Annotated in this window: 16 protein-coding genes and 1 other RNA gene; 11 read left to right on the forward strand and 6 right to left on the reverse strand. The window is 34.8% G+C overall.

The features are described from left to right. Window positions 1–4 precede the first annotated feature (4 nt). Window positions 5–463, forward strand: coding sequence for a sensor of ECF-type sigma factor (locus tag FLP_RS16210; protein ID WP_065450565.1), 459 nt, complete (start codon window positions 5–7; stop codon window positions 461–463). 84 nt (window positions 464–547) lie between these two features. Here FLP_RS16210 and FLP_RS16215 read toward each other — a convergent pair whose 3' ends face one another. Next, on the reverse strand, window positions 548–1,609 hold the full coding sequence (locus FLP_RS16215; RefSeq protein WP_065450566.1) for a beta propeller repeat protein: 1,062 nt from the start codon (window positions 1,607–1,609) through the stop codon (window positions 548–550). Between the two features lie 121 nt (window positions 1,610–1,730). Here FLP_RS16215 and FLP_RS16220 point away from each other — a divergent pair, with 121 nt between their 5' ends. The 3 genes from FLP_RS16220 to FLP_RS16230 all read left to right on the forward strand — a co-directional run bounded on the left by FLP_RS16220 (window position 1,731) and on the right by FLP_RS16230 (window position 6,467). Then, window positions 1,731–2,984, forward strand: a complete 1,254-nt coding sequence (locus FLP_RS16220) for a hypothetical protein (protein ID WP_065450567.1) — start codon at window positions 1,731–1,733, stop codon at window positions 2,982–2,984. Between the two features lie 134 nt (window positions 2,985–3,118). Beyond that, window positions 3,119–5,092: a KUP/HAK/KT family potassium transporter gene (locus FLP_RS16225; protein WP_065450568.1), complete on the forward strand. Its 1,974-nt coding sequence runs from the start codon at window positions 3,119–3,121 to the stop codon at window positions 5,090–5,092. Between the two features lie 145 nt (window positions 5,093–5,237). Next, entirely contained in the window at window positions 5,238–6,467 is a 1,230-nt protein-coding gene (locus FLP_RS16230; RefSeq protein ID WP_065450569.1) for an RsmB/NOP family class I SAM-dependent RNA methyltransferase, read from the forward strand. A 370-nt stretch (window positions 6,468–6,837) separates the two neighbouring features. Here the strand turns inward: FLP_RS16230 and FLP_RS16235 are convergent, their stop codons facing one another. Beyond that, window positions 6,838–7,881, reverse strand: a complete 1,044-nt coding sequence (locus FLP_RS16235) for an AMP-binding protein (RefSeq protein ID WP_065450570.1) — start codon at window positions 7,879–7,881, stop codon at window positions 6,838–6,840. A gap of 1 nt (window position 7,882) precedes the next feature. Next, complete coding sequence (locus tag FLP_RS16240; RefSeq protein ID WP_065450571.1) at window positions 7,883–8,821, reverse strand: CPBP family intramembrane glutamic endopeptidase; 939 nt, start codon at window positions 8,819–8,821, stop codon at window positions 7,883–7,885. A 115-nt stretch (window positions 8,822–8,936) separates the two neighbouring features. Between FLP_RS16240 and FLP_RS16245 the strand changes: the two genes are divergently transcribed. Both FLP_RS16245 and FLP_RS16250 read left to right on the forward strand, forming a co-directional pair. Further along, complete coding sequence (locus FLP_RS16245; RefSeq protein WP_065450572.1) at window positions 8,937–9,281, forward strand: ArsC/Spx/MgsR family protein; 345 nt, start codon at window positions 8,937–8,939, stop codon at window positions 9,279–9,281. A 94-nt stretch (window positions 9,282–9,375) separates the two neighbouring features. Beyond that, window positions 9,376–11,880 carry a TonB-dependent receptor gene (locus FLP_RS16250; RefSeq protein WP_065450573.1) on the forward strand — a complete coding sequence of 835 codons (2,505 nt, stop codon included), beginning with the start codon at window positions 9,376–9,378 and terminating at the stop codon, window positions 11,878–11,880. Between the two features lie 378 nt (window positions 11,881–12,258). Here FLP_RS16250 and FLP_RS25285 read toward each other — a convergent pair whose 3' ends face one another. Both FLP_RS25285 and FLP_RS25850 read right to left on the reverse strand, forming a co-directional pair. Beyond that, the gene (locus FLP_RS25285; protein WP_089477451.1) at window positions 12,259–12,429 is read right to left on the reverse strand and encodes a hypothetical protein; all 171 of its coding nucleotides are present in this window, start codon (window positions 12,427–12,429) and stop codon (window positions 12,259–12,261) included. A gap of 149 nt (window positions 12,430–12,578) precedes the next feature. Then, the gene (locus tag FLP_RS25850; protein ID WP_262496245.1) at window positions 12,579–12,701 is read right to left on the reverse strand and encodes a hypothetical protein; all 123 of its coding nucleotides are present in this window, start codon (window positions 12,699–12,701) and stop codon (window positions 12,579–12,581) included. A gap of 148 nt (window positions 12,702–12,849) precedes the next feature. Between FLP_RS25850 and fumC the strand changes: the two genes are divergently transcribed. After that, the gene (gene fumC, locus FLP_RS16255; protein WP_065450574.1) at window positions 12,850–14,235 is read left to right on the forward strand and encodes a class II fumarate hydratase; all 1,386 of its coding nucleotides are present in this window, start codon (window positions 12,850–12,852) and stop codon (window positions 14,233–14,235) included. 181 nt (window positions 14,236–14,416) lie between these two features. Here fumC and FLP_RS16260 read toward each other — a convergent pair whose 3' ends face one another. Next, entirely contained in the window at window positions 14,417–15,619 is a 1,203-nt protein-coding gene (locus tag FLP_RS16260) for an NAD(P)-dependent oxidoreductase (RefSeq protein ID WP_065450575.1), read from the reverse strand. A 240-nt stretch (window positions 15,620–15,859) separates the two neighbouring features. Here FLP_RS16260 and FLP_RS16265 point away from each other — a divergent pair, with 240 nt between their 5' ends. The 4 genes from FLP_RS16265 (at window position 15,860) to FLP_RS16280 (ending at window position 21,174) form a co-directional block, all read left to right on the forward strand. Continuing rightward, window positions 15,860–17,062, forward strand: coding sequence for a serine hydrolase domain-containing protein (locus tag FLP_RS16265; protein ID WP_065450576.1), 1,203 nt, complete (start codon window positions 15,860–15,862; stop codon window positions 17,060–17,062). A 67-nt stretch (window positions 17,063–17,129) separates the two neighbouring features. Next, window positions 17,130–17,526, forward strand: a transfer-messenger RNA (tmRNA) gene (gene ssrA, locus FLP_RS16270). A gap of 161 nt (window positions 17,527–17,687) precedes the next feature. Beyond that, window positions 17,688–19,673 (forward strand): GAF domain-containing hybrid sensor histidine kinase/response regulator, encoded by a 1,986-nt coding sequence (locus tag FLP_RS16275; protein WP_065450577.1) that lies wholly within the window; start codon window positions 17,688–17,690, stop codon window positions 19,671–19,673. A gap of 43 nt (window positions 19,674–19,716) precedes the next feature. Continuing rightward, complete coding sequence (locus tag FLP_RS16280; RefSeq protein WP_065450578.1) at window positions 19,717–21,174, forward strand: FAD-dependent monooxygenase; 1,458 nt, start codon at window positions 19,717–19,719, stop codon at window positions 21,172–21,174. Window positions 21,175–21,184 lie beyond the last annotated feature (10 nt).

Below are 21,184 nucleotides of genomic sequence, written 5' to 3' on the forward strand. Positions count from 1 at the left end.
AAAGATGAAAATTAAAAATATATTACCAATAATTCTATTCTTTGCTACTTTCTCATTTTATGCCCAAAACGATAAAACAGATGAAAAGCGAGAAAAAATTAAGGCTTATAAAGTTTCTTTTTTAACTACCGAGCTGGAACTTACCTCTACTGAGGCGGAGAAATTCTGGCCTGTTTACAATGCTTACGATGACAAACAATTTGAATTGCGTCACGAAAAAATGAAAGTGTATTTACGCAAATTAGATGATGATAATATTAGTACGATGTCAGAAAAAGAAGCCGCTACTCTTTTATCGCAAATAGAAAGCACAGATAAGGAATTGTACCTTTTACGTGATAAATACAATACCAATTTAAAAAAGATACTTTCGGCAAAGAAAATATTAAAGCTTAAAAAATCTGAAGACGATTTTAATCGAAAATTATTAAAACAATACAGAGATAAAGCCGGCAACAAATAAAAAGCCACATTTAAAGAACAACAGCGACAGGAACCCTATATAATAATACTTACTTTATTATTTAGGGTTCTTGTTATTTTAAGACTATTTAAAACGAAGTCTTACTACTTTATTATGACCTGCAGCAATCGCAGTATTTCTATTGATAAAACGAATCGTAAAAAATTTTGTATCCGTTGATAATTGCGTCCAGTTTTCGCCACCATTCTGAGAGTACTGAATCCCTTCAGAACCCACACAAATAATTTCCTTACCATTTCCGCCCGGAACGTATTGCACGCACGACGCGTATCCAAAACCCATTTCCTGCCCTATTAACTTCCAGGTATTTCCTCCATCAGTAGTAAAAGCTTTGTTGTCTGTTTTTTTGTTCGGAAGTTCATAATCTCCACCGGCAATAAATCCGTGTTTGGCATCGTAAAAATCAGCTGTAAAAATACCGGTCATTGTTTTTCCCTGAACAATAGGCGTTTCGATTACTTTCCATGTTTTAGCTTTATCGGCAGAGTAAAATACTCGTGCTTTTTTTCCTCCTGAAACCAACCATGTATCATTTCCTTTTATCACGATATTCGAATTACTTGCGGCAAAAGCAGCTTCACCCTCAGCATTCGTAGGTAGTTTATCCGATAATATTTTTGTCCAGGTTTCTCCTCCATCACGTGTTACAATAATCGAAAAAGTATCTTCGGTAGGATCACCAATTGCTATTCCTTCCTTATCGTTCCAAAATTGCATGCTGTCGTAAAACACCTTAGCGTTCACTTCTTTATAAACTAATTTTACTTTTTGTGTTTTTTTAGAAACCTGATAAAGCAGTGCAGGATTTCCTACGCTTAGTAAAAATATACTTTGAGAATTTTGAGCAATACTTCTAAATTCCAGATTCAAGGTATCACGATAAATACGATCTTCAAACTTCTCTTTTTTATCTAAATCATAATAGCCAAATCGGGAATTATCAGCTCCGTACCAAACTTTATTCTTGTCTATTGAGATCGCTCTAATACTAATTTTATCCTGAAATAAAGTATCTATTTGTATTGAAGTAAAACCACTGTAAAACGGTCTTTCATCATTATGATTCAGCGCTTTAAAAGACATTAATAAAATTAAAGCACCGAAAAAAAATATTACTTTTCTCATATAAATCAGTTTTTTTTATTGCTAAAATACAATTATTTATAACATATAAAATAAGTTCCTTGTTTTTTTCTGGCACAGTAATTGGATATCTCCCAGTATTAATCTTTAATATGATTTTATCATGAAAACTAATTTACTTTTAATAGCGTTTGCAGCTTTAGTTTTTGGTTCTTGTTCAGCACAAAGCCAAACTACTGTATATGCAAAAAATTCAGATATAAGCGATAACTTAGACTTAAGAGCAGTAGCTTCTATCTTTGGTGAATCAGCCAATCTTCAGGATTTCGAAAGACGTTTGAATGATCCAAAATATCAAATCTCGAATCTTGATTTAAATGGCGATGATCAGGTTGATTATTTACGTGTGATAGAATCTGTAGAAGACAGAACTCACGTTGTAATTATCCAGGCAGTTCTTGATCGTGATGTTTACCAGGATATTGCAACAATCGATGTAGAAAGAGATAATTACAATAAAGTAAGCGTACAGGTGGTAGGTAATACTTATTTATACGGAGACAATTATATTTATGAGCCGGTTTACAGTGTTGCGCCAGTAATATATACCTCATTTTGGGTAAATAATTACAGACCATATTACTCTACCTGGGGATGGAATTATTATCCAACCTACTATGCAGCGTGGAGCCCTTACCCAATTTACAGATATAGAAACAACATTGGGGTTTATATCAATGTAAACAATCATTACAATTACGTAACAACAAGAAGAAGTTACAGAGCTCCGGTTTTATACGCATCAAGACGTACTTACGGTTACGAAACAAGACGTCCTAACTATAGCTTTGCTCAAAGACATGCTAATGTAACAAACAGGTATGATTTAGATCAAAGACGTACTGCAAGCAGAGAATCTAACAGAAACCAAAACACTTACAATACAAACAGATCTAATACAAATAGAACATCTGCAACAGACAATAGAACTACAAACAGAAACTATGCTGAAAACAGAACTAATACTGACAGAAGTTACAACACTAATCGTTCAACTCCTGTAAACAGAGGTAATTCGGCTACGGTAAACAATAACAATCCGGCAAGAGTTGAAAACACAACTAACAGAAGAGATTACAGTCAGAATAATTCTAATGTTTCAAGAGAAAGTACACCAAGAAATACAAATAATAGAGGAACTTATACTCAAAGAACAGAAACTCCCTCTCCGCAGAGAGCAGAACCAACAAGAAACTACTCCCAAAACAGAGGAAGTTCAGAAAGCAGATCAAGCTCACCAAGAGCTCAAAACACTCAGCGTTCTGAAACTCCAAGAGCAAGCCAGGAATCAAGAAGCAGCCAGCCACAAAGAGAAAACAGCGCAGGCACAAGAAGTTCAGGCGGAAGAAGAGGTTAATATTAAATTCGCATTTCTAAATAAAAAACTAAAGCACAATTTGACGATTGTGCTTTTTTTTATCTTTTTTCTTATAATTGACTCTAATTTGTTTTAAAACAGTAAATTTGCAACCGTCTTTTATAAAAACATACATGAGCGCATCGCATAAAAACTTACATAGTAAGTTGTCTATAGGGGGTTTATTGATCACATTAGGGATTATTTATGGGGATATCGGTACTTCTCCATTATATGTAATGAAAGCCATACTTGGCGAACATATCATAAACGCGGATATTGTATTAGGAGGTATCTCATGTGTTTTTTGGACTTTGACTTTACAAACTACAATAAAATACGTACTTATTACCTTAAGTGCTGATAATCATGGCGAAGGTGGTATTTTTGCATTATATGCGTTAGTCAAAAAAACAAAAATTCAGTGGCTCATTGTGCCCGCCATAATTGGAGGAAGCGCATTGCTTGCCGATGGAATTATAACGCCGCCTATTTCGATATCATCAGCGGTAGAAGGAATTAGAGCATTTTATCCTAAAATGGAAACTGATACAATAGTATATATTGTAATTGGGATTCTATTTATTTTATTTACCATACAACAATTTGGAACCAAGCTGGTTGGAAAGTTTTTTGCACCAATGATGCTAATTTGGTTCGCTATGCTTGGCACATTAGGATTCATTCAAATTTTGCAACATCCTGAAGTTGTAAAAGCCATTAACCCATATTATGCTTATCATTTATTACAAATACATCCTGAAGGATTTTTTGTTCTTGGATTAGTATTTTTATGTACAACAGGAGCTGAAGCATTGTACTCTGATATGGGTCACTGTGGTCGAAAAAACATCAGAATCAGCTGGATTTTTGTAAAACTGACTTTGGTATTAAATTATTTTGGACAGGCTGCGTATTTAACGCACCATGAAGGAAGTACTTTACAACAATTAGGCGGAGAAAACGGAAATCCGTTTTATCTTATTATGCCGCATTGGTTTTTACCATTCGGAATTGTTGTCGCGACTTTAGCAGCGGTTATTGCTTCTCAGGCCCTTATAAGCGGTTCATTTACATTGATCAACGAAGCAATGCGTCTGAATTTCTGGCCAAAAGTAAAAATCAAATATCCTACCGAAGTAAAAGGACAATTATACATTCCGTCAATTAACTGGTTGTTGTTTTTTGGTTGTGTTGGAATCGTTTTACATTTCGAAAAATCAAGTAATATGGAGCATGCGTACGGTTTAGCTATTGTACTATGTATGATCATGACTACTATTTTACTTAATTATTACTTAATCATGAAGCGTGTAAAATTATACTTCATGGTGCCGCTTATTACCATTTATTTATTAATTGAATTCAGTTTCCTGATTGCTAATATTACCAAATTTGCAGATGGAGGTTACGTTACTTTAATCATTGCGTCTGTACTTATCTCGATAATGACAATCTGGTATCTGGCTAAGAAAATTAACAAAAGCTATACTAAAATCATCAAAATTGACGATTACAAGAAAGTATTAATGGAGTTGAGCGAAGACTTATCTATTCCTAAATACGCAACACATTTGGTTTATATGACCAATGCTAATCGCGTAGATGAACTGGAGGAAAAGGTAATTTATTCGATATTACAAAAACGACCAAAAAGAGCTGATATCTATTGGTTTGTTCACGTAAATATTTTGACTGAACCATATAAAACACAATATAAAGTTACCGAAATTGCGAAAGACGACATTTACAGAATCGATTTTAATTTAGGATTTAGAGAGCCTACCAAAATCAATTTGATGTTTAGAGAAGTAATTCGCGATATGGTAAAACGTGGCGAAGTAGATATTACCAGCCGTTACGAATCATTAAACAAAAACAATATTATTGGTGATTTCAAATTTGTATTGTCTGAGAAATTCTTATCGAACGATAATGATTTAAGATGGCACGAAAATATTATCATGAACTCTTATTTCTTTATCAAGAAACTGAGTTTGTCTGAAGAAAGAGCATTTGGTCTAGATAGTAGTTCAGTTAAAATAGAGAAATTCCCAATGGTGCTTCACGCTCCGGAAAACATCGGACTAACCCGAATTATCAAATAAATCAATTCTAAAATACATTCAAAAAACACTCTTTTAAACTTATTAGAGTGTTTTTTTTCTTTTTAAAGGAAGTTAAAACAACAATCAAAATTAAAAATTTAACTTTCAATCAATTAATAGTACCTTTGCAACTCAAATAATTAAAATGAGATTACACAGAAATTTAGTTTATACTACCATCGATTCTTTAAATGCAATTTTCAATGAAGGAGAATATGCAGACAAAGTGGTAGCAAGAGCATTAAAAAAAGACAAACGTTGGGGAAGTTCTGACAGGAAGTTTGTTGCTGAAACGATATACGAAATTGTTCGTTGGAAACGATTATACGCAGAAATTGCCGAAGTAAAAGAACCTTTCGACAGAGAAAATCTATGGAGAATGTTCGCAGTTTGGGCCGTTTTAAGAGGATACCCAATCCCGGATTGGAAACAACTGGAAGGAACTCCTGAAAGAAAAATAAAAGGACGTTTTGATGAACTATCTAAAGTTAGAGCCTTAAAAGAATCTATTCCGGACTGGATGGATGAATTGGGTGTAAAAGAACTTGGAGAAAAAGTTTGGGCTACAGAAATTGCAGCTCAAAACCAGCCTGCCAAAGTTATTTTAAGAACCAATACGCTTAAAGGAACCAAAGAAAGCCTCAGAAATACGTTGATGGATTTGAATATTGAAACAGAATATTTAAAAGATCAGCCTGAAGCTTTAGTATTAAAAGAAAGAGCCAATGTATTTTTGACAGACGCTTTTAAACAAGGACTTTTTGAAGTTCAGGATGCCAACTCACAATTAGTAGCCGGTTTTATGGATGTAAAACCAGGAATGCGCGTTGTAGATACCTGCGCCGGTGCCGGAGGAAAAACATTGCATATTGCTTCTTTGATGGAAAACAAAGGACAATTGATTGCAATGGATTTGTACGAAAGCAAACTGAAACAATTGAAATTAAGAGCCAAAAGAAATGGTGCTTTTAATATTGAATACAGAATCATCGATACTACAAAAGTGATCAAAAAATTACACGAAAAAGCAGACCGTGTTTTAATTGATGCACCTTGTAGTGGTTTAGGAGTTCTTAAAAGAAATCCGGATGCCAAATGGAAACTGAGACCTGAATTTATTGATAATATTCGTAAAGTACAGGCAGAAGTTTTAGAAAGCTATTCTAAAATTGTAAAACCAGGTGGAAAGTTAGTTTACGCAACGTGTTCTGTTTTACCATCTGAAAATCAGGAGCAGGTAGAAAAATTCCTGAAAACCGAAATCGGACAACAATTTACTTTCATAAAAGATCGTAAAATTTTAGCTTCTGAATCTGGTTTTGATGGATTTTATATGGCTTTAATGGAACGCAAAGACGCTGTTATAAAAGAATAGTTAAAATTTAAATTCCAATTTTTAAATCCCAAATTCCAATTGTAAGACTGGAATTTGGGATTTATTTATTTTATCACGAGAGAGAAGTATAGGGCCTACGGGACATTTTTACTTATTGGCTCTTTTTTTTACCTAAATTAAACTCCTAACGGAGTGAACTTACAGATTGAAACCTTTTTTCAAGATAAATATTCAAAAAGAAATATCTCGTAGAGATTAAATATTGGTAAAAAAGCATACAGAAAAAGGCTATTTGTCCCGTAGGGACTAAACAGCAACCTATTTTAAATCCCAAATAAAAAATTCCAAATTCCAAATTCCAATTGTAAAATTGAAATTTGGAATTTGGAATTTAAAATATTGGAATTTATCAAGCCAAACTTGGCTTACGCAACAACTTCCCGTTTTCGTTTTCTTTAAACTTCGGAACAAAAACAATCTCTTTTGGTTTTTCATATTTATCTAAAACATCAAAAAACTCCGGCGCAAATTCCTGTTTTTCCCCTTCAATAACCAGAATTAATTTTTCGCCCAAAGAAGTATCCGGAACTCCTGTTACAAAAAATCTGGTATTTATTTTACCTATCAGTTTTGCTTCTATCTGTTCTGGAATGAGCTTTACTCCTCCACTATTAATAACATTATCAATTCTTCCCAGGAAAATAAATTGATTCTCTCTTATCAATTCGACCAAATCATTGGTAACAATTGGCTCATCAGAAATAGCAGCAACAGTAATCACCAAACATCCGCGATCATCCTGACTAATTTTTGCATTTGGCAAAACGGTAAAAACATTCTCTCCCACTTTTCTCGCAGCGATATGAGTAATCGTTTCCGTCATACCATAAGTCTCATAGACTTCGGTTTTTATCAATGGTAAAACTTTTTCTTCAAGAGCAGTATCCATTTTAGCACCGCCAACTATAAGTTTTTTTACATTTTTTAAATCATCAATCGAATTCTGAACCTGCAAAGGTACCATAGCAACAAAATCATACTCTTTTGTATTTAGCTCTAATGGTTGTGTGCTTGGCGCAACAATATCCAATTCGAGGCCTAAAATAATAGCACGAACCAACATCATTTTACCTGCAATAAATTGCACAGGCAAACAAAGTAAAGCCTTATTTCCCGGCTCTAATTCGAAAAAATCTCCAGTGCCTAAGGCAGACTGAATCATGGCTTGTTTTTCTAATCTTACTAGTTTTGGAAGCCCCGTGGTTCCGGAAGTTTTCATCTCGATATAGTCCTTATCATCGAACCAATCGAGCAGAAACTCCCCTATTGCAGCTTCATTTCCGTCGCCTTCTTTTATATAATCATAAGCAACACGGCGCAACTCGTCAGCGTTTAAATGAAAACCATTTATCTTAAAATAGTTGTGAACATTTTTGTGTGTTAATTTTGACATTTTATAATTGATTTGAAATTTCTACAACATTTAGTTTACCCGTTAATTTTTCTTTCCAGTTACTCCAATTGTATTTTTTGCTAAAAATAAAGAGTAAAACAGGATAGATTATAACAACCGGCAGTATAACATCAAGGCCGGCAGATGGCTCTGATAAATCTTTAAAAATAGAATGAGTCTGAAAAACAGACCAATCTGAAGTAACTAATAAAGCTCCAATTAAATTATTGGCAGCATGAAAACCAAGAGCTAATTCTATTCCCTCATCCATAAGGGTAATAACGCCTAAAAACAAGCCAGTTCCTATGTAATAAACCATAATAACGTAACCCATTTTAGCAACTTCCGGATTAAAAATATGCATTAGCCCAAATATAAGAGAGGTCATCATTAACGGAAACCATCTATTAAGAGCCAAATTAGCAAAACCCTGCATTAAATATCCTCTGAAAATATATTCCTCGGTACTGGTTTGAATGGGAATCAATATCGCCCCCACAACCAATAAAATCAAAAAAGGAACCAGTTTAAAATTCCATACAAAATTTCCAGGAGCGTTTAAATACACCACCACAAAACTTAATATTGTGAAAAAAGACCATAAAAAAAAGGAGAAAAAAATACGTTTCCAATCGACCGCTTTTCTTGATGTTGTAACCGATAAAAGGGTTTGATGATGCAAATATTTGAGTACAAAATAAATACCGGCAAATGCAAAAGCAAACGAAATCATAACCAAAAACAAGGTAAGATTAGGTTCGAATATTTTCATAACGGCAGCATTATCTGTTGGAATTGCTTGTTTCCCGGTCAAAGTTTTTCCCAACACCGCAACCGAAAAAGGAATCTGACCTATAAATGACGCGATAATAATTAAAACTGATCCAACTAGATACAACCAAAACTTATTTTGAGATTTAATTCCTTGCTCTAAAAACATATTTATAATAATTTAAAAATGAGAATTCGATTTAACAACTAAATCTTACTTTTGGTCTTGCTAAAATACCGAATTTTTAATTTAATTCACTTAACACACTTTAAAATATAACAAAATGATACAAATTTACCACAATCCACGCTGCGGAAAATCAAGAAGCTGTGTGGCTTTTATTGAGCAAACCAATCAGGAATACGAAATCATTCCGTACCTGACAGAAACCCCTGATTTTAATGAGCTAAAAGCATTACTCAAAAAATTAAATCTTGAGGCCATTGAATTAGTTCGAACTAAAGAGAAAATATGGATCGAAAATTATAAAGGAAAAGAATTAACCAATGACAAGATTATTCAGGCCATGACAGATTATCCCATTTTAATAGAACGTCCAATTGTTATAAAGGACGGAAAAGCAATTATAGGACGCGATTTAGAGAAAGTTGCTTCTTTTTTAGATTGATTATAAAGAGCATTATTAACATTTTTTTGTGATTTCTCTCTTTAAACCAAAAGGTACATTTGCGGTCTAAAAGAAAAAGAAACCAGAAATTAAAATGAAAAAAATCAAATTTGCTGTATTACTTGTATTCCTATTTACAAGTTTTTACAATTACGCGCAACAACCACCAGGTAAAAACAAAGTAAAAGTTACAGGAAAAGTTTTCGAAAAAATAAGCAAACAACCTCTTGAATATGCCACCATTTCGATTACAGCACCAAATGACACTAAAGTCATCGCAGGCGGAATCACAAATCCTAAAGGGGAATTTGATGTAGCAATTGCTCCTGGAACTTACGACATAAAAGTTGAGTTTATTTCGTTTAAAGCAACCGAGATTAAAGGAAAAAATATTCAGGATGATACTAATTTAGGTGTCGTAAATCTATCTGAAGACGCAGCACAACTGAATGAAGTTGTTGTTCGCGCAGAAAAATCGTCAGTAGAAATAAAACTGGACAAAAAAGTATACAACGTAGGCCAGGATATGATGGTAAAAGGCGGAACTGTAAGTGATGTTCTTGACAATGTTCCATCGGTTTCTGTTGACACCGAAGGAAACGTAAGCTTAAGAGGAAGTGATAATATCAGAATTTTAATTGACGGAAGGCCTTCAAACGCCATCAACGTTGCCGAAGCTTTACGCCAGCTTCCGGCAGATGCTATTGATAAAGTAGAAGTAATTACAAACCCATCAGCACGTTATGATGCAGAAGGAGGGTCAGGATTGATCAACATTATTCTTAAAAAAGGAAAAAATCAGGGACTAAACGGAACTTTTATTGCCTCAACAGGTATTCCTGAAACGTATGGTGCAAGTGCCAACCTGAATTATAAAACCGAAAAATTAAACTACTTCACAACTGCAGGTTACAACTACAGAACCAATGAAGGTGGAGGATTAACCAATACGGAATATTTTAATGCCGATAAAACACCTAAAGGATATTTAGATGAAGATCGTGACACTAAAAGAACCAACGAAGGATTCAACGGAAGAGCAGGTGTAGAATGGACAGTTGCGCCAAATACATTTTGGACAAATGCTATTAATTACCAAAAAAGTAATGGAAATAGCAGAGACTTAATTAACTACAATAATTTCGACGCTAATCGAGCTTTTACAGGAACTTCTTTCCGTTTGAACAATGGAGATACAGATAGCGAAAATGTAGAGTATACTTCAAATTTAATTAAAAACTTCAACGACAAAGGACACAAACTTACTGCCGATTTATCGGTTTCAAGAAATACAGATGACAGTAACAGTCTTATTACAGCATCACCTAATTTCAATAATACTTTAAACGATCAGGTTCAAAAACAAATACAAGTTCAGGCTGATTATGTTTTGCCTTTAGGCGAAGGAAGCCAGTTCGAAGCCGGATACAAAGGTAATTTTGGTGACTTAAACAACAAATACGTAATCACCGACAATAGTGGTATTGCCAATCCCAATCTTTCAAATACTTTAGAGTACAAAGAAAACATAAATGCAATTTACACGCAATACGGTTTCAAAGTAAACAAATTCTCTTATTTATTTGGTTTACGTTGGGAAGACACCAACATTCAGGTGAACTTATTAGATAATAATGATTTCAATACTAAGAAATACAACAACTTATTTCCTAGTGCTTTTATTAGTTACGAAATTTCAGATCAGAGTAATTTTACGGCAAGCTACAGTAAACGTTTGTCAAGACCAAGAGGACGTTTCATGAATCCTGCAACAAATTACTCCAGTAATGTCAATATTTTTCAGGGAAATCCGGATCTTGATCCGTCTCTAACTGATAAATATGATATTGGATATCTTAAACGTTGGGACAAAGTAACTTTTAATACTTCGGCTTATTTCGAAAACACAAAAGACGTTTTTAGTTTCGTAAGAACTCCTACAGGCGACGTTGTAGATTCTGATGGTCAGGTCGTAACTCCTACACCAGATAATCCAGTTGAGGGAATTGCGGTTATTTTAAGCCGCCCAATTAACTTAGGAAAAGAGCAAAAATTCGGTTTCGAATTTACATTGAATTATACCCCATTCAAAAAATGGAGAGTAAACAGTAATTTCAATATTTACAACGTAAAAACAACCGGAGAAAACACGTACACTGATACTAACGGAAACGTTGTTGTACAAAATCTGGACAACCAAGCCACAACCTGGTTTGCCAGAATCAACTCAAAATTAACTTTACCATACAAAATCGACTGGCAGTTAAGCGGAGTCTACAATGGTGAACAAAAAACAGCTCAGGGTAAAAACCTTGGACAATTTGCAATGAATACTGCTTTTAGTAAAGATGTTTTGAAAGATAAAGCTACTATTGCATTCAATATTAGCGATATTTTCAACTCAAGAATCATGAAGTCATACACTTACCTTCAAAACGATACAACTCTTGAGAGCCAGACATCATATGGTGAAATGCAATTTCGTAAACGTCAATTCAACTTATCGTTTACCTATCGTTTCAATAAACCTAAAACCGAAAGAGAAAAACCGGGTACGCCAAGAAATGATGGTGACGGCGGAGGAGAATTTCCGGGATAATATTTTTTGAAATTCCAAAAATAGAAAATTCCAAATTCCAATTTAAAAATTGGAATTTGGAATTTTTTTTTGATAAACTCTAAATGTTGTTGAAAACATAATATTTACATTTTTTTACCGCAGAGAATACAAAGATTTTATCTAAGAATGTTTAAAACACAAAGTTCGCAAAGCTAAATCAACATAAAGCTTGCGAACTTTGCCTTTTTTAAAAAGCTGATAGTAAGAAAACCTTGGCGTTCTTTGCGGTAAATTTTTTCTTTCTGTATAGGTTTTGGGATTGGCTTTTTGGATTTTTTTATTTTTGGAATTTCATTTTTTGGAACAAAAAAAAGGACTCGTAAAAACGGGTCCTTTTTTTATAAAGTCAACTTAAAATTAAATTGCTTGTTCTGCTTTTTTCTTTGCTCTTTTCTCTTTGATCATTTCCCAGCTTGCTCCCGTAACCCAATAAGATACGAAACCAACTAAGAAAAACATCAACCAAAACCCTATAGTTAGTATGGTCAAGAAAAGTAAAAAGCCTAAGTACTGTGAAAATTCAAACATGTTTTCCGGAATTTTTGAATGTAAGGACAAATGTATGTTTTATATTTTTCCTTAGCAATAAAAACCAAATCAATTTTCATAAAATCACAATAATCCGTATATTTAAACTCATTTTAAATAAGGGATTTTTTCGATTATTATTCAACTATCTAAATTATAAGAACATGAGTATTTTCAGGAGCTGATTCCTGCTGTCCACTATATCTTTTGTGTCCGCCGCCGCGTACACAAAAGGATGCCGCTCCCATCAGGGTTAGGGCAATAGTTTTCAAAAGAAGTTTTTATTAACTAAAGAATAGTAAGCATACCAGTAAAAAATCCTTGTAAATCCGCGCCTTAACGAAGTAAATCTATTTCATCCGCGTTCCATTTACCATAAAAACATTAAACAACAAACAATAATCACACATATATAATATCATGAAATACAGAATAGAAAAAGATACCATGGGCGAAGTACAAGTCCCAGCAGATAAATATTGGGGAGCACAAACAGAACGTTCAAGAAATAATTTCAAAATTGGCGCTTCGGCATCAATGCCACAAGAAATCATAGAAGGTTTCGCTTATCTAAAAAAAGCAGCCGCCTATGCCAATGCCGATTTAGGCGTTTTACCAGCCGAAAAACGTGACGCTATTGCAGCCGTTTGCGACGAAATTCTTGCCGGACAATTAAAGGATGAATTTCCGTTAGTGATTTGGCAAACCGGCTCAGGAACCCAAAGCAACATGAACGTGAATGAAGTTGTCGCCAATCGCGCACAAGTTTTAAAAGGATTTAATATTGGCGAAGGAGAACCTTTTATCAAAGCCAATGACGATGTAAACAAATCACAATCATCAAACGACACCTTCCCTACCGCCATGCATATCGCAGCATATAAAATGGTAATTGAAACCACCATTCCCGGAGTCGAAAAACTGCACGCAACTCTAGCTGCAAAAGCAACAGAGTTTAAAGACGTTGTAAAAATTGGCCGTACACACCTTATGGATGCTACACCATTAACTTTAGGACAGGAAATTTCAGGTTACGCCGCTCAATTATCTTTTGGATTAAAAGCGCTTAAAAATACTTTGGCACATCTTTCAGAAATTGCTCTTGGAGGAACCGCAGTAGGAACCGGACTAAATACACCAAAAGGTTACGATGTAAAAGTTGCCGAATACATCGCAAAATTCACCAGCCTGCCTTTCGTTACAGCCGAAAATAAATTCGAAGCTCTGGCTGCACACGATGCGATTGTTGAAACACACGGAGCATTAAAACAATTGGCAGTTTCACTAAACAAAATAGCAAACGACATCAGAATGCTGGCTTCAGGACCACGTTCCGGAATTGGAGAAATTCATATTCCCGAAAACGAACCAGGATCCTCAATCATGCCCGGAAAAGTAAATCCAACGCAATGCGAAGCCTTAACAATGGTTTGCGCACAAGTAATAGGAAATGATATGGCAATTGCCGTTGGCGGAATGCAGGGACATTATGAACTAAATGTCTTTAAACCTGTTATGGCTGCAAACTTCCTGCAATCAGCAAGACTCTTAGGAGATGCCTGCGTTTCATTCGATGAACATTGCGCTCAGGGAATCGAACCCAACTATAAAAGAATCAAAGAATTGGTAGACAACTCACTGATGCTGGTTACGGCTTTAAACACCAAAATAGGTTATTATAAAGCAGCCGAAATTGCTCAAACCGCTCACAAAAACGGAACAACGCTTAAAGACGAAGCTGTTCGTTTGGGTTACGTAACTCCAGAGGATTTTGATGCGTGGGTAAAACCGGAGGAGATGGTTTAGATAATTATAAATTGTGAATTGTTAATGGTAAATTATTCCAAACAATCGATGCATATACTTTATCCATAGTTAACAAAAAAGAGCTTTCTAAATAATAGAAAGCTCTTTTGTTATATTCAATACTGTACTCTGAAGATTAAAATCAATTAACAATTCATAATTAACAATTTATAATTATGAATTATTTCCCGTCTACATAATCTTGTAAATAACTAAACCTTTCGGTTAGTTTTCCTTTCTCTGTTATTTTAGCACGTTGTAAAATTCCGTCTTTATCTCCATTGAAGAAAGCAGGAATAACATGTTCCATAAATTGCTCTCCAAAACCTTCGCTGGCATCTTTAGGGATTTCGCAAGGTAAATTATCGACTGCCATAACTACAACAGCTGCAGGATGAAACACCTCAACTTCTCTGTCTTCTAAAGGAAAATAACCATAGATAGGCTCTTCAATTGTCGACGAACGCAAAGTACAGGCAATTGGCCCCTTCACATCACAAGAAATATCAGCCACAACTTTTAGTTTGCAATCACTGGCATTCAACATTTCTCTCGTTAAAATCATTGGAGCGCCAGTAGCATAAAAATGCCCTGCAAAATAAATATCCGAAACTTTAGTAAACTTTTCAAAATCAGAAACGTACTCATCAGGATGGGCTACAAAATCTCTAAAATCAATAACCTCTCCGTCTATCCTTTTATTATATTCTAAAACATCCAATTGAATATAGACAGGTTGAGCATAGTTTTTAGTCAGATAATTTTCGATTGTAATTTCCTTAACTTTAATAGCATCCAGAATTTCTTTGGCGCCGCTGCCTACTTTTCCGGTTCCGGTCAGGACGAATTTTAATGCAGGCAAATTAAGACGCTTCAAATGCATGATCAAGGCATCTTTTCCGGCAAGAGTTTCTGCTTTGGGCAATTTAAACAATTCAAATTTTATCCCAAAAGCACGAATTCCATTATAAACACCAACCATTCCGGCGTATTTTCCAAAACCAATTAAGCGACGGTTTTGATCATCAACAATAGTTTCATGATCGTACAGATCGATGTTTTTTTCTAAAATTGCTTTCAACAATTTCTGGTTATAAGGCTGTTTCTTTATTGTATGCGAAAAAAAGAAATACGCTTTATTTGGAATCAAATTTTCTACAGGAACTTCTTTTACCCCAAATAAAACATCAGAGCCAGAAACATCGTCTGTCACAGTGATTCCCATACTTTTATATTGAACATCAGAAAAAATCCTAATATCAGAACTTTCTACCTCAACAACAGCATCATGATAGGTTTGTTTCAGTTTTGCAAGTTCATTTGGTGAAAATACAACACGTCGATCCGGTGGATTTTTTCTTTCTTTTATAATTCCAAATTTCATTTATAGCAGATTAAAATAATTATTAATATAACTTTTTTACTTAAATTTGTTTCAAATGTAACAAATTTAGTTAAATTTTTGTTGTGAAAATACAATTAAGAATGTTTTAAAACCGTTAGAAGCTGAATAACAATCAACTAATTAAACTACGTCTTAATATTTTGTTAAAATAGTCTTTTTAAACAGTAAAAAAAGACAAAACATAAATATTGAATTCTATATATTTGTTTTTAAAGAATGATGAAAATGAGCCTCCTTAAAAAAACAAATATACCACAAATACTTTTCTCAATACTAGTTTTAACCTCTTGTGGTAAAGACAAAAAAACACAAACAGATACAACAGCAGAAGTCGAAGATACTTTACCTAAAATGAAACCATTAGCAAATGAAACTAAAATTTCACAAGCTTATATCAATTCAGTTGCCGGAAGAATAAATCACTTTTACACAAAAAACTGGCCGAACAATAGTATGAACGGAAGTTTTTTAGTGGCCAAAAATGGTCAGATTATCTTTGAAAGATATAATGGTTTCGCCAATAAAAATAAAGAAACGAAAATAACAGCAGAAACTCCGGTGCAAATTGCTTCTGTAAGTAAAGTTTTGACTGCAACAGCAGTTTTAAAATTGGTCAATGCAGGTAAAATTGATTTGGATCAAAAAGTAAACACTATTTTAAAAACATTTCCTTACCCGGAATGTACCATTCGAATGTTATTATCTCACAGAAGCGGAATGCGTAATTACGCTTATTTCACAGACAGAGACAAGTCGGTTTGGGACAGACACAATCAACTGACCAATAAAGATATTCTTGATATTTTAGCTACCAAAGATATTGGATTAGAAGCTAAAACCGGAACACGTTTTAGTTATTGCAATACTAATTATGCAATGCTTGCGCTTATTATCGAAAAAATTACGGGTCTATCATACAAAGAAGCGATGTCTCAGATGATTTTTAAACCTTTAGGCATGACGCATACTTATGTTTTTGATGATGATAAGGACAGAAAAAAAATCGTTCCTTCTTATAAAGGTAATGGTGTCGAAATTGGTTTTGATTACCTGGATAATGTTTACGGAGATAAAAACGTATTTTCGACTGCAAGAGACCTTTTAAAATTTGACCGCGCCAGAAATGCTCCCGGATTTTTAAAACCTGAACTTTTAAAACAAGTTTATACCGGTTATAGTAATGAAAGAAAAGGTACCAAAAACTACGGTTTAGGTATTAGAATGATCAATTGGGACACGGGCCAAAATTATTACTTTCACAACGGTTGGTGGCATGGTAATACCTCATCTTATATTCCGTTAATGAAAGAGCATGTTACCATTATTGCTTTATCGAATAAAATGACAACGAAAACCTATGCAGTTCGTAAATTGGCTCCTATTTTTGGAGATTATCCGTTTAATTTCAAGGATGAAGAATAATATTATTTTTCTGAAAAATTTATTACAAAACTAACTTCAAATAGTATAAATTTGCAAACTCATTTTTGGGGTCGACTGGTTTTGACAGCAAGTCGAATTGAAAAGTAAGCACGTCGAGCATTGAGACCTTGCTCGTAAATATAAGATCTTACAATTTTACACGGCGAAAATAACTACGCTTTAGCTGCATAATCCGAATTATAGTAAGATTAAGCCACGTCCCTATCAGATAGGGAAGCTGGATTCTCCTTGAAAGCCTTGGTTTGTGGCGGTCAGTCCAGGGGAACCGTAAAAATAGACCTAGATTTCCATGAGCTTCGGGTGGAGATCGAAATTAAGAAGATAAGTGTTGAGTGGTTGTTCCTGACCTAGCTCAACAACGAAAATCCAATCAGGAAATAAACGTGTAGAAAGCTCTTTAGTTGCTTGTTTGGACCCGGGTTCGATTCCCGGCGACTCCACAAAAAGGAAGATATTTAGATATATCTTCCTTTTTTTATTTCAGATCAAACCATAAATAATAGCTGCATTAAATTACCAATCCCAAGAACTTTGTTATAGATAAATTAAATTCAAAACTTTTATCTAATATTATTTATACTTTTGCACTTTACTTTCCCATAGAATGAACAATTCCCAACCTACACCCCACAACGAACTTGAACGTCTGGCAGCATTAAAACGCTATAACATTCTTGATACGTTACCTGAACATACTTTTGATGATGCAACCAAACTGGTTTCTTATATCTGCAGTGTGCCTATCGCTCATATTTCATTTATAGACCGGGATCGACAATGGTTTAAATCTGAAATAGGAATTGGCGTATCTGAAGTGCCTCGTGAAATTAGCTTTTGCCGCTATACTATTATGGAATCTGAAATGGTTGAAATAAGCGACACTCATTTAAACGAAAGATTTAAAGACGATCCTAATGTTGTCGACGGTTTCAAAGTTAGGTTTTATGCCGGAGTTCCGCTTACAACTCCTGATGGATATAATATAGGAACCATTTGCGCCATAGATCATGTCGCTAAAGAACTTAATGAAAGCCAACGAAATGCACTTTCTATTATTGCAAGGCACGTTATCAACCAATTAGAATTAGGAACAAAGAATAATGAACTGGCAAAGCAGAAAAAAATTGCCGAACGTGCAGTATTGGCAAAAGATAGTTTTTTGGCCAATATGAGCCATGAAATCAGGACGCCTTTAAACGCGATAATTGGTTTTACAGATCTTTTGGCTCAAACAAAACTAAACGATGTTCAGCGTGATTATATTAATAGTGTTCAGGTTGCAGAAGAAAACTTGCTCTTGATCATTAATGATATTCTAGATCTTTCTAAAATTGAATCGGGTAATTTGATGATTGATGCACAGCCATTCAATTTAAAAAAAACACTTAAACATGTTTATGATTTATTAAAAGTAAAAGTTCCTGAAACTGTAGAATTTAATCTTTTTCTGGATGCTGATATGCCTGAAATTGCAATTGGCGATCAGGGAAGACTCAACCAAATACTGGTAAACCTTGCCGGTAATGCGCTAAAATTTACTGAAGAAGGTGAAGTAACTATCTCTGTAAAAAAAGTGAATGAAACTGCCGATGATTATTCGCTTAGATTTTCTGTTAAAGATACCGGAATAGGTATACCGGAGAAAAAACTTAAAACGATTTTCGAACGATTTACACAAGCAGAAGAAAGTACGACAAGAAAATTTGGCGGTACAGGGCTTGGCCTTAACATTGTAAAACAGCTCATTGAATTACAAAATGCCGAAATTCATGTAAAAAGTAGACAAGGCGTTGGTTCTGAATTTTTCTTTGTAATTACTTACAAAAAAGCAAATTACATTGAGACAGCAGACGAACCATCAGCAGAATATAATCCCGGTAAACTAAAAATACTTCTTTGTGAAGACAATGCTTTAAATCAGAAACTGGCAAAAATCGTTATTCATAATTTTGGTTTTGAACTGGATACTGCCGAAAATGGTGAAATTGGCATCGATCTTTTATCAAAAAATAAATATGATTTGGTTTTAATGGATCTTCAAATGCCTGTTAAAGACGGTTATCAAACTACGCATCATATCAGAAATAAAATGAATTTAAGCATTCCTATTATTGCCATGACCGCACACTCTCTTGTAGGTGAGCAAGAACGTTGTTATAAAGAAGGAATGAATGCTTATGTGCCAAAACCTTTTAAACAGGAAGCACTTTTAGAAGCTATAAAAACAGCACTAAACAAAGATATTTCTCCTGTTTTGAAGAGAAAAATAGATTTGTCATTTCTGGATGAAGTATCGGGCGGTGACCCAAAATTTAAGCAGGATATGATTGGTCTTTTTCTGGAAAAAATTCCCAATGAAGTAATTCAACTAAGCGAGGCATTTCATAACAAAAATAATGCTGAAGTACTCAGACTTTCTCATATTATGAAATCCAGTTTAGACATCTTTATGCTAAATGACCTTAGTAATTATTTATCGATTATTGAGAAAGAAGCCCAAGTTGGGCAATTTAGCGCAGAAACTGTCACTATGATTTCTGTCTTAGATCAGGAAATCAGTGAAGCAATTAAATCTTTAAAGGAAATATAAATCCTACTTTAGTACCAACTTAAATAAAGCGTAAAGCAAAAAAGTGGAAAATCAACAAAACAGCTGGACTACTTGTCCGGAATGTCAGGGACGCGGCAAAAAAAGCCGAAGAATCAGCAAGAAAGCGCGACTGCTCTACCAGATTGCTCTCGATCAATTTGAAAAAACAAACGAAGGAACGGCTCCGGTTTATCCTAAAGGTAATTTATATGTATGCCTGAACTGTAATGGCTCAGGTTTGATTGCATCAGCCAATGCTCCTGTTGCAGATACAGAAAATTATCCGCATGTTGCTATTATTGGCGGTGGTATTGGCGGTGTGGCTTTGGCCGTTGCCTGCTTACATCGCGGAATTCCTTTTACTCTTTATGAACGTGATCATAACTTCGAAGCCCGATCTCAGGGTTACGGACTTACTTTGCAGCAAGCCAGTAAAGCCATAGAAGGATTGGGTATTTTCTCTCTGAAAGATGGTGTGGTTTCAACAAGGCATTTGGTACATACCACAGAAGGAAAAGTCATTGGTGAATGGGGAATTAGAAAATGGTTACAATCCGATACTAAAACGGCGAATAAACGAACCAATGTACATATCGCAAGACAATCATTACGATTGGCATTACTGGAACAACTTGGAGGTCATGATTTTGTACAATGGGGACATCAATTGATTGATTTTAAAACAAACAAAAACGAAGGTATTGATTTAAAATTTCAGGTAAACGGTGAAATAAAAAACGTAAAAGCCGATCTTTTGGTTGGAGCCGATGGTATTCGAAGTTCGGTACGAAGATTACTGATTGGTGAAAACATTACACCTTTGCGTTATCTGGAGTGTATCGTGATATTGGGCATTTGTCCATTAAAAGCTCTTGACGGAATTGATAGTGATTTACTGGATTCTGCAACCGTATTTCAAACCGCTAACGGCAATGAGCGTATTTACATAATGCCTTATACCGCAGATTCTGTAATGTGGCAGCTTAGTTTTCCAATGCCGGAAGAAGAAGCCAAAACGCTTAGTGCTCAGGGAACTCAGGCGCTTAAGGAAGAAGCAAGCCGAAGAACGCAATGGCACGATCCTATCCCTCAGATTATAGCAGGGACTCAGGAAGCGCAGATTTCCGGTTATCCTGTTTACGATCGGGAATTACTCGATTCTACATTATTACCGAAAGCCAAACAAGTAACTTTGATTGGAGATGCAGCGCACCCAATGAGTCCGTTTAAAGGGCAAGGTGCCAATCAGGCGCTGCTGGATGCCCTTGCTCTCGCTCGTGGCATTTCGAAAGGATGCAGACCATTGTCGCAATGGAGAAAAGCAGGCATACGAGAAAGTGTCTTAAATGATTTTGAATCTGAAATGTTAGAAAGAAGTGCCATCAAAGTAAAAGATTCTGCAGAAGCTGCACAGTTCCTGCATTCAGAAATTGTACTTCATGAAGGTGACGAGCCAAGAGGAAGGTGTATAAAGAAAAAAGAAGATGATTTAAAACAATAAAATCTTAATA

This window comes from Flavobacterium piscis, assembly GCF_001686925.1.
GTDB lineage: Bacteria > Bacteroidota > Bacteroidia > Flavobacteriales > Flavobacteriaceae > Flavobacterium > Flavobacterium piscis.